Source organism: Jejuia sp. G7-7, assembly GCF_055808955.1.
Map to the genome: position 1 here is coordinate 2,212,589 of NZ_JBVVSZ010000002.1, position 9,989 is coordinate 2,222,577.

Genomic DNA, 9,989 nt, shown 5'->3' on the forward strand with positions numbered 1-9,989 from the left:
TTAATTGAGGGTAATGGACTTCGTTTTTAAGAAAAAATATTTTTAGATAGAATTCATATTTACCCTTAACTACATTTTTATTATTCCAGAAAACATTTTGTCTTTTCTATTTATTCATCTTTATATAAAATAATGAATATGAAATGTTATAGTTTAAAACTATTTAGAATATGTTTAATAATTCTTTTTCTATCTGTATTTATTGGATGTTCATCAGAATCTAATGATGATGATGTAAAAATGGAAGAGGAGCAAGAAGAGGAGCAAGAAGAGGAGAAAAAAGAAGAAGAAAATAGTTTAGTCTATGATGGAGAAACAACGACAGATAGATTAACAGATAATGAGGATAGATTCTATGAAAATAAAATTCCTTCAATAGAAGTAATTGCTAATTTAAATGGTAACTGTAGTGCACAAGATAGTGCGCTTTTAAATCAAGAAATAACTTCATTATCCAATAATGGAGGAGGTGTTATAAGAATTACAAAGGGCACATATTGTTTTACAGAAGTAGAATTGAAATCTAATATTCATCTTAAAATAGATGCTGATGTAATCATAAAACCAAATTTAGTAGGATGGCCATCTGGTAAAAATTTGCGTATGTTTTTGGTGGGTGAAGATTTTTACGTAGAAAATGTTGCTATTACAAATACAGATGAAGACAACAAAGATCGCAATACTTGGTTTAAAGCAGATATACCTGAGGGCGATTATGGTGGAGTAAGATTTGTTGAATTTGGTAATGTAGAAAATTTTAAGTTCTCAGGAATGAGTTTAACAGATTCTTATTCCCGTTTTTCTAATATCGTTCTTAATTTACCTGCTAGTAATAATGTTGATGAAGTATCAAGACAGGGTGTTGTAAAAGATATTGTAATGACTGGAATGCATGTAGGGTATGGTGTTGTGCAAATGCAATCGGGTAAAAGTGTATTGTATCAAAACCTTGACGGACAAGGTGGTGTAACGTTAAGAGTTGAAACTGGGGCGGCAGCTACAAATCAAGTAAATAAAATTAGTGTAGACGATGTAGTTGGAAGAAATATAACTTCAAGAAGTGGGGATGCTGCTTTTAATATGTCGCCTCATCGTGTAGATCAAGGACGCGTGGATATTGAAGGAATTGTGTCTATTAATTCTACACATGCTGTTCAAATAGCAGCTGGTTTTATTGGAAACAAACCAGGTCTTATAGAGAACAAAGGCACTTTTGATAGTAGATCTTTTATTGGAGATATTAAAGTAACAGGAGGAGAAGGAGCTCAAATAAAAGGAAAGGATTTTAAATATTTTGATTGTGATGACAGAAAAGAGCTTATTTTAAAATGTCAAAACCCCGATGGAGAAAGTACTCCAGGTCATTCTATTGGAGCAGTAAGAGATAATGCTGCTGCTGAAGGAGGTTGTACAGGTGCTAATGATGGTTGCTATGAAGTAATTGTTGGAAAAATAACTAAAACTAATATAGATTTTGAACAAAAAGACTTTTTTATTTTTCCTATAAATGCCATTGGAGGTTGTACGCAAGTAACAAAACCTATAGATGGTAGTTGTAATTAAATTGTATATTTAAATTCTAACCTTTTTAACAAATAAATGAATTTCCAGCTAACTAAACCTATTTTTATTTTAAGTGTTTTTTTCTTTTGTATTAACTTCTTGTCTTCAGAATAGAAATAATGAAGTAAATCATAACTTAGAACACGTTTCCAAACCTAATAAAATCTTAAATCTTGCACCAACACCGCCAATGGGGTGGAACAGCTGGAATTGGTTTGGCAAAAAGAATATTAACGAAACTGTAGTAAGAGAAACTATTGATGCCATAGTAGCAACAGGACTTAAAGATGCTGGCTATGAATATGTTGTTGTTGATGGCGGATGGAGATCAACAGAGTTAGGTGAAAAAGGAGAATTACTTGTTCATAAAAAGAAATTTCCAAACGGAATAAAAGCGCTTGCAGACTATGCTCACTCTAAAGGCCTAAAATTTGGAGTTCATGTGGTACCTGGTTCTCATGATTGCGGCGGCGATGCTGTAGGTGGTTTTAATAATGAAGAGACTCATGTTAAACAATTTGTAGAATGGGGATTAGATTTTATAAAGCTAGATTTATGTAAACAACATTTTGATCCCTGTACGGATTGCACAAAATACCGATCTGGCTGGTCTGAAGAAACCATTGAGGCTACATACAAAAAGTGGCAAAATTTATTAGAAAACTGTGGAAGAGATATTGCATTTAGTATAAGTGCATATTCTTACAGAGATTGGTATCCCGAAACATGTAACATGGCCAGAACTACTGGCGATATTGAATCTCGTATTCATAAGGGTGCATATTTTCATAAAGATACCATTAACCATAGATTCTTTAGTGTTTTAGACATTGCTGAAATTAATAATCATGCTGCTGACGCTGCTGGAAATGGCTATTGGAATGATCCAGATATGATGGTTACTGGAGTAAACGGTTTAAATGAAGAAGAGCAAATTTCTCATTTTGGTTTATGGTGTATCATGTCTTCTCCATTATTTATAGGTAGTGACCCCAGAAATATGAGTGATTTTGAAAAGAATTTATTGTTGAATAAAGATTTAATAATGATTAACCAAGATCCAACTGAACAAGGAAAACTTATTAAAAGAGACGGTTTATCTCAAGTTTGGTATAAGAAGCTAAAAAATGGTAAGTCGGCTTTGTTGGTGTTAAGTTTGAAGGATAATAAACTGAATGGTTTTAATTTCGATATTACTAAAATTGGGTATGGTAAAAATGCTAAAGTTCGGGATGTTGTAAATAATACGGAGGTAAACCTTAAAAATAATTTTGTTTCATTCAATTTGAAAAAGCACGAATCTAGAATACTTTTAATTTCAAATTAATGGAATTACAAATAATCTCAAAAAAGTTACTTTAAAATGAATAACTATAGAATTAAAAAAGTTGTAAATATTTTATTGATATTACTTGTAACTATTTTACTGGCTTGTAGTGATAAAACTAATGATACGAAAAAAGTATTCACAGAAAACACCTCTAAAAACATAGATAAGCCTAATATTATTTTTTTATTGGCTGATGATATGGGTTATGGGGAGTTGGGATCTTTTGGGCAAGAAATAATTAAAACTCCTTTTTTAGATGAATTAGCATCAAAAGGGATGCGCTTTACAGATTTTTATGCAGGAACTTCAGTATGTTCTCCATCTAGAGCTGTTTTAATGACAGGATTGCATACTGGGCATCTTAGCATACGAGGAAACAAAGGTGTTATAAATGGAAAATGGAATAGAGTGCCTCTCAAAAAATCAGAAGCTACAATTGGAGAAGTGTTGCAGATGGCTGGCTACCAAACTGCTATGATTGGTAAATGGCATTTGGGTATTCCAGAAGCTGTTTCGACATGGGCTAAAGGAAGAGGTTTTGATTATGCGGTGCAAGAACAATGGGGAGAAGATGCAAAAGGTAATGAGATTGATGAGCGTGTACATTGGGTTAATAATTCTGAAGATTCAATTTTTTACAACTATAACAATTATAAGTGTTTAGATGAATTTAGAACCAATTTTGCTTTAGATTATTTAGATAAAAAGGCGAGTGATAAACCATTCTTTTTGTACATGTCTTATAGAATACCACATGCACATGAATACTTTTTAAGTAAAACAGATTTGTATAGTGATAAAATTGAAGAATGGCCAGAAATAGAGCGTCGTCACGCCGCAAGAATAACCATGTTGGATGCACAAATAAAAGGTTATTCTCTAAACTAGAAGCTAGAGGAGAGTTAGAAAACACGCTGATTATTTTTTCAAGCGATAATGGACCAACAGATCAGAAGCCTCATAGCTATAAGTTTTTCAATAGCTCAGGGGGGTTAAAAGGCTTTAAAAGAGATGTTTACGAGGGAGGTGTCAGAGTGCCAATGTTTGCTTATTGGAAGAATAAAATCAAAGAAGGTTCTGTAAGCAATCACCCAAGTACGTTTTATGATATTATGCCTACGCTAGCTGAGGTTGCTGGAACAAAAGCACCTAAAAATACAGATGGTATTTCAATACTTCCAGAACTTTTAGGGAAACCTCAAAAAAAGCATGAGTTTCTGTATTGGGAAATTCACGAAGGAAGATCAGTAAAAGGATTTAGACAAGCTACAAGAATTGGAAATTGGAAAGCTGTGAGATATGGAGATAATTATCATACCGAATTATACGATTTGGTTAAAGATAAATATGAGCAATTCGATGTTTCTAAATTACACCCAGAAATTGTTAAGAAAGCAAACATAGTTTTAAAGCAACAAAGTACTTATAGTGAAAACTATCCGTTTTCAGGAGGTATTTTCAAAAACGAGTTAAACCAATAAAAATGCAATTATTAAAAAAAGTCAGCTTAATAGTACTGATAAGTGTAGCTATACATACATGTAAGGATACATCGAAATCATATGTTGCTAAATCTAAAGCAAAAACACACACTAAACGACCTAATATCATTTGGTTAATGGCAGAAGACATGAGTACAGATTTAGAGTGCTATGGTCTGCCAAATGTTAAAACCCCACATTTAAATAAAATGGCTGAAGAAGGTATTCGTTTTGATAATGCTTTTGTAACCAATCCTATATGTTCTCCAAGTCGTTCTGCTATGATGGTTGGTGTGCATCAGGTAAAATCTAATACACATCATCATAGAAGTAATAGAGAAGTTCCTTTAGATTCACAATTTAAGCCATTTACAAAATTATTGCGGGATGCCGGTTATACAACAATCCTAGGTAACCATGCTGTAATGAAAAAAGGACGAAAAATTGATGTTAATTTTAAGCATGAACCTATTGGTGAATGGGATGGAAAAGAAAAATTTGGTTTATTTGATAAGTTTGATGCTTTCGAGAAAACTGATGAACCATTTTTTGCTCAAATCCAATTGGTAGTAACACATCGTGGTGATTGGTGGGATGGTATTAGAAATAAATCAAAACATCCTATAAACCCTAAAACGGTTGAAATGCCTCCTTACATGGCAGATCATCCAGCGATTCGTTTAGATTGGGTTAAGTATTTAGACCAAATTGAATATATGGATGATGAAGTTGGTATGATTTTTAAAGAATTGGAAGACAAAGGAATGACAGATAATACCATTGTTATTTTTATTGGAGATAACGGGCGCTGCAACATTCGTGGAAAAGGATATTTACAAGATCCAGGCTTACGAATTCCATTGATTGTATATGGACCAAGTAAATATATTAAGGGGGATAAGGTTAGAAAAGATGTAGTTAGTGCAACGGATATTACAGCTTCAATTATTGATTTTGCAGGTATTGATGTACCTGATTTTATGACTGGACTGCCTATGTTTTCAAAAGATTTTAATAGAGAGTATACTTATGGTGCAAGAGACTTATGGGATGAAATAGAAGAAAAATCAAGAGCAGTAGTGTCAAAAGATTGGGCGTATATTAGAAATGATATGCCAGATGTATCTTATGATGCACACCAAGCTTATCTAGAGTTTTACAGACCCGCAGTTCATGTTATGCGAAAATTATATAAAGAAGGAAAGTTGAATGAACATCAAAACCATTTTTTGAGCCTTCTAAACCTAAAGAGGAATTGTATAATATGAAAGACGATCCTTTTCAATTAAATAATTTGGCAACGCATCCAGATTACTCACAAGTTTTAGAAAAGTTACGTAAAGAAACTGCAAGATATGATGCTTTAATGACACCAGTTAGTAATGAGTATGACCCAACAATAACCAAAGGTCCTGAAGTTGTAGAATTTGTAAAAAAAGAATATCCTGAAGACTATACTAGAATGTTGGCTGGAGAAGAAATTGGGTATAAAAAATTTACTAAGCTTTACAAAAATTCATTGAAGAAAAATAAATAATAATCATATCCAATTTTAATCTTCTACATTCTATATAATCATGCAGAGATTTCATAATCCCATACAAAAATTATTAAAACAGTAATCTATTAGTTTGTTTTAGTAATTTGTGTTTTGAACAACAGTTATATGTCTTTTGTACCAAAAGAGACATCTAATTTACGCATGCGCACATATCAATTGCTAATAATAACAATATTTACATTATCTAAAATCGGCTACAACTATGAATTTTAATCAACTCAAAAAAACTATTTTATTTTTCACAGGTTTATTAATAATAACTGCCACAAGTTGTTTCTCAAAAGTGAGTGATGGAGAAGTTGTAACGTTTGATTCTAGTATTGCCGAAGATGCTACTTCTGCTGTTTTACAACGCGTTTTATTGGCTAATGAAAAACCTATTTCAGTAATTAAATTTGAAAAAGGAACTTATCATTTTTATCCTGATAAAGGATTTGAAAATTTTGTTTACATATCAAATCATTGTGATTTAATGGTAAATACTCCGTTTCCAATTGATAATTTTAAAAAATTAACAATTGATGGGCAAGGATCAACTTTCATTTTTCACGGCATCATGATACCATTTTTAATTAGTGAAAGTGAAAATATTACGGTAAAAAATCTATCAATAGATTGGGCAGATGCATTTCATAGTGAAGGTTTGATTGTAGATCGAGATGAAGAAAATAAAACGTTTGATATGCAAATTTCAGATGAATATCCCTACGAAATTCGTAATGATCAATTAATTTTCATAAAGCCATATTATGAGCATACCATAGGACAATCTATTCTTTATGATCCTGAAAGAAAGGCAATTGCATATCATACAGAGGCTTATACTGGGATTTCTACAAAAGCTAAAAATAAGATTAGGTTTAATACTGATAAAATAGAATATAAATACACTTATGACAAACGAGCACCAGAGTTTAAAGACATTGGTGCTGAGAATAAGATTCGAGTAGAAGAATTAAAACCAGGTTTGGTAAGAGTACATAATCATAGAAAAGCTATGCCTCCTTTGGGAATGATTCTTTCTATGAAAGGAGAACAAGGCTTTAATAGAGTTGCTCCGGCTTTTAGAGTATCACATACCAAAGGTTTTAATGGAACAAACCTCAATGTTCATCATGCAGGAGGGATGGGTATTATTGCTGAAAATTCTTCAGATATAATTTTAGATAGTTTTAATATTACACCTTCAAATGGAAGAATGGTTTCAACCACAGCTGATGCAACACATTTTGTAGGTTGTAGTGGTAAAGTAGTTTTAAAAAACTGTACATTCAATAATCAGTTAGATGATGCAACAAATGTGCATGGAACTTATCAAAAAATAGTAGATATTTTAGGTGATAACAAAATTGGTGTGAGAATGATGCATCATCAACAAAAAGGTTTCGTAATCGGTCAACCAAATGAGACTTTAGGCATTGTTAGGTTAGAAGATTCCTTTTTTCCTTATGAAAAAACAACAATAAAAGACGTACAATATATTAATAGTAGGTATCAAATTATTACTATTAATAATAAACTTCCAGAGAATTTAAGAGTAGGTGATTTAATTGAAAACCTTGATGGTTACCCAGATTTATTAGTTAAAAACTGCAAAATAAGTAACAACCGTGCCAGAGGTCTTTTAATATCTAATCCTGTAAATACGGTTATTGAAGATAATTTTTTTAGTACAGAAATGGAGGCCATATTAATACCAGTTGAAAGCGGGCATTGGTTTGAATCTGGAAATGCGGCAAATGTTATTATTAGAAATAACGTATTTCAAGACAATCAACATGGAGGACATAATCGAGGTGTAATTCGTTTTGTTACTGATGATGATAATGAAAATATAGCTTTTAAAAATATTGAGATATCTAACAATACTTTTAATCAGTTTGATAACCTAATATTAGAAGTTTCAAATACTGACGGATTAAAATTTACTGAAAATACAATCACCAATTCTGGAACATTTCCAAAATTACATCCCAACAATTCAGTAATTAAAATAAAATCTTCAAAAAATATAATATTAAATAATAACAATTACATGGGAGATGTAGCTCCAGAAAATATTGTTAAAACAGATAACTCATTACCCAATTTAAGCTTTGAATAATCTTAAATACTACAACCAATAATAAAAACTAAACTAAATTCAATGAAAACTAAAATCAACTTGATTTTAAAATCAAGTTCAATTATCTAAACTCTTTTATATGAAACTAAACAAATTAAAAACGAAACAAAGTTGGAGTAAAATTTTACTCTTAACTTTAATTATTTCTGTGAGTTTTTGTTTTAATGCAAATGCACAAGAAACCACAGTAAGCGGAACCGTAAAAGGTGCAGAAGATGGATTACCAATACCAGGAGTCGCGGTAATTATCAAAGGCACATCCACCGGAGCTGTAACTGATTTTGATGGTAATTATACTATTAAGGCTAACATTGGCGATGTGCTAGTGTTTAGTTACTTAGGTATGGTTGATGAAAATCTGAAAGTAACAAACAGTAAAATAAATGTTTTAATGGAATCAGACCTTGAAGATCTTGAAGAAGTTGTCGTAATTGGTTATGGTACCCAGAAAAAGAAAGAGATTACAGGAGCAGTAGCTCAGGTAAAATCAGATGATATTGAGCAGTTTGTTACGCCAGATATAGCTAATGCTATGCAAGGGCAAATTGCGGGTGTAAATATTACTGCTAATTCTGGAGAACCAGGAGAACAATCTAGCATTCAAATTAGGGGTATTACCTCGTTATCAGGCTCTAATACTCCACTATTTGTAGTTGATGGTATTCCGCAAGAGGGAGATCCTCGATTAAGTAGTAATGAGATTGAGACTATCGATGTATTGAAAGATGCAGCGTCTGCTGCCGTTTATGGTACGCGTGGATCTGCTGGTGTAATTTTAATAACAACTAAAAGGGGTAAGGAAGGTAAAATGGTTGTAGGATTTGATCATTCTTATGGTGTACAACGTTTACAACAAAATATTCCATTAATGAATGCTCAAGAGCAATTGTATTTTGAAACAGAACATTTCGATTATCTAACAGGCCTTGGTTTAACAGCATTTAGCCCTGGACCCAATAGACCAGAATGGTTGGCTAATGATAATGTGTTTACTGACTTAGTTCTAGTTGATGATGCAGAAACTGAAAGTTATAACATAAGAGTGTCAGGTGGAAATAAGGGGTTTACTTATAATGTTTCTGGAGGACTTATAAATACTGATGGTGTTTTAATAGGATCTAATTTTAAAAGATACAACGGTAGAGCTACCACAACATATAAAACAGATAATTGGAATATTAATACAAGTATAGGTTTTATAATTGAAGATAGAACACGCTCGACTAATGGTTTAATTACAAATGCAATTCGTTATAAGCCTTACTTTCCATTGATTGACTTTGATTCTGATGTCTTTTTGTCTGAAGAAGGAAATGGAGGTGTTACCACACCACTTAATCAGTTAGCACAAAATCTTAAGCGAAGAGATAATGAGAGAAATGATAAAATTAATGTTAGTATAAGTGTAAAGAGAAGAATTACGGATGATTTAGACTTTACTACTAGACTAGGAACAAATACTTCAAGTGTAATAAGAAATATTTTTAGACCGCGATTTGAGTTACTAGATATAGAAACCGGAGCGATAGATGTAGAACCCTGTATTTAGTGGTGCTTCTACTTTTGCCTCAAGATTGAATGTTTTTAGTTGGGATGGATTCTTTACATATAAAAAGAAAATTGGTGATCATAGTATTAATGCTGTAGCTAGTGCGTCTTTTGATGAACGTACATTTCAATCTGTCAGAGCTTCTCGTAACGGTATTACTAATAATGAAATATCTGTTATTGATGGTGCAACCCAAGATCCTTTCGCATCTTCTAACTTAAACGCAACTGGCAATGGTTTTAGCCCTAATTATGTGAGGAAGAATGTAGGTTTTCTGGGTAGATTACAATATAATTATAAAGGGAAGTATTTAATTTCTGGATTTGTAAGAAGGGATGGGTCAAGTAAATTTGGTCAAGATTTTCGTTGGGGTACTTTTC

General features: G+C 32.2%; 8 protein-coding genes and 1 pseudogene. All 9 read left to right on the top strand.

What is annotated here, in order from left to right; translation table 11 throughout:
• The first annotated feature begins 138 nt into the window (after positions 1–138).
• Complete coding sequence (locus AC0L5U_RS20440) at positions 139–1,563, top strand: hypothetical protein (RefSeq protein ID WP_473418255.1); 1,425 nt, start codon at positions 139–141, stop codon at positions 1,561–1,563.
• A gap of 73 nt (positions 1,564–1,636) precedes the next feature.
• On the top strand, positions 1,637–2,890 hold the full coding sequence (locus tag AC0L5U_RS20445) for a glycoside hydrolase family 27 protein (RefSeq protein ID WP_473418256.1): 1,254 nt from the start codon (positions 1,637–1,639) through the stop codon (positions 2,888–2,890).
• Between the two features lie 36 nt (positions 2,891–2,926).
• Positions 2,927–3,781: a sulfatase-like hydrolase/transferase gene (locus AC0L5U_RS20450; protein WP_473418257.1), complete on the top strand. Its 855-nt coding sequence runs from the start codon at positions 2,927–2,929 to the stop codon at positions 3,779–3,781.
• A complete protein-coding gene (locus AC0L5U_RS20455) occupies positions 3,703–4,374 on the top strand; it encodes a sulfatase-like hydrolase/transferase (RefSeq protein ID WP_473418258.1) in 672 nt (223 codons plus the stop codon). Before AC0L5U_RS20450 ends, AC0L5U_RS20455 begins: the two co-directional genes overlap by 79 nt.
• Before the next feature lie 2 nt (positions 4,375–4,376).
• A complete protein-coding gene (locus tag AC0L5U_RS20460) occupies positions 4,377–5,642 on the top strand; it encodes a sulfatase family protein (RefSeq protein WP_473418259.1) in 1,266 nt (421 codons plus the stop codon).
• The gene (locus AC0L5U_RS20465) at positions 5,639–5,911 is read left to right on the top strand and encodes a hypothetical protein (protein ID WP_473418260.1); all 273 of its coding nucleotides are present in this window, start codon (positions 5,639–5,641) and stop codon (positions 5,909–5,911) included. Before AC0L5U_RS20460 ends, AC0L5U_RS20465 begins: the two co-directional genes overlap by 4 nt.
• A gap of 226 nt (positions 5,912–6,137) precedes the next feature.
• On the top strand, positions 6,138–8,039 hold the full coding sequence (locus AC0L5U_RS20470) for a right-handed parallel beta-helix repeat-containing protein (protein WP_473418261.1): 1,902 nt from the start codon (positions 6,138–6,140) through the stop codon (positions 8,037–8,039).
• Between the two features lie 100 nt (positions 8,040–8,139).
• Positions 8,140–9,609, top strand: a complete 1,470-nt coding sequence (locus tag AC0L5U_RS20475) for a SusC/RagA family TonB-linked outer membrane protein (protein WP_473418262.1) — start codon at positions 8,140–8,142, stop codon at positions 9,607–9,609.
• Positions 9,610–9,634: 25 nt separating this feature from the next.
• Positions 9,635–9,989, top strand: a pseudogene (locus tag AC0L5U_RS20480) (SusC/RagA family TonB-linked outer membrane protein); the annotation flags it as partial.

What these genes read in the sequence shown, in the direction of transcription:
- AC0L5U_RS20450 (WP_473418257.1), top strand. Translation starts at nt 2,927, where the DNA reads ATGAATAACTATAGAATTAAAAAAGTTGTAAATATTTTATTGATATTA.
- AC0L5U_RS20455 (WP_473418258.1), top strand. Translation starts at nt 3,703, where the DNA reads ATGGCCAGAAATAGAGCGTCGTCACGCCGCAAGAATAACCATGTTGGA.
- AC0L5U_RS20470 (WP_473418261.1), top strand. Translation starts at nt 6,138, where the DNA reads ATGAATTTTAATCAACTCAAAAAAACTATTTTATTTTTCACAGGTTTA.
- AC0L5U_RS20465 (WP_473418260.1), top strand. Translation starts at nt 5,639, where the DNA reads ATGAAAGACGATCCTTTTCAATTAAATAATTTGGCAACGCATCCAGAT.
- AC0L5U_RS20460 (WP_473418259.1), top strand. Translation starts at nt 4,377, where the DNA reads ATGCAATTATTAAAAAAAGTCAGCTTAATAGTACTGATAAGTGTAGCT.
- AC0L5U_RS20440 (WP_473418255.1), top strand. Translation starts at nt 139, where the DNA reads ATGAAATGTTATAGTTTAAAACTATTTAGAATATGTTTAATAATTCTT.
- AC0L5U_RS20475 (WP_473418262.1), top strand. Translation starts at nt 8,140, where the DNA reads ATGAAACTAAACAAATTAAAAACGAAACAAAGTTGGAGTAAAATTTTA.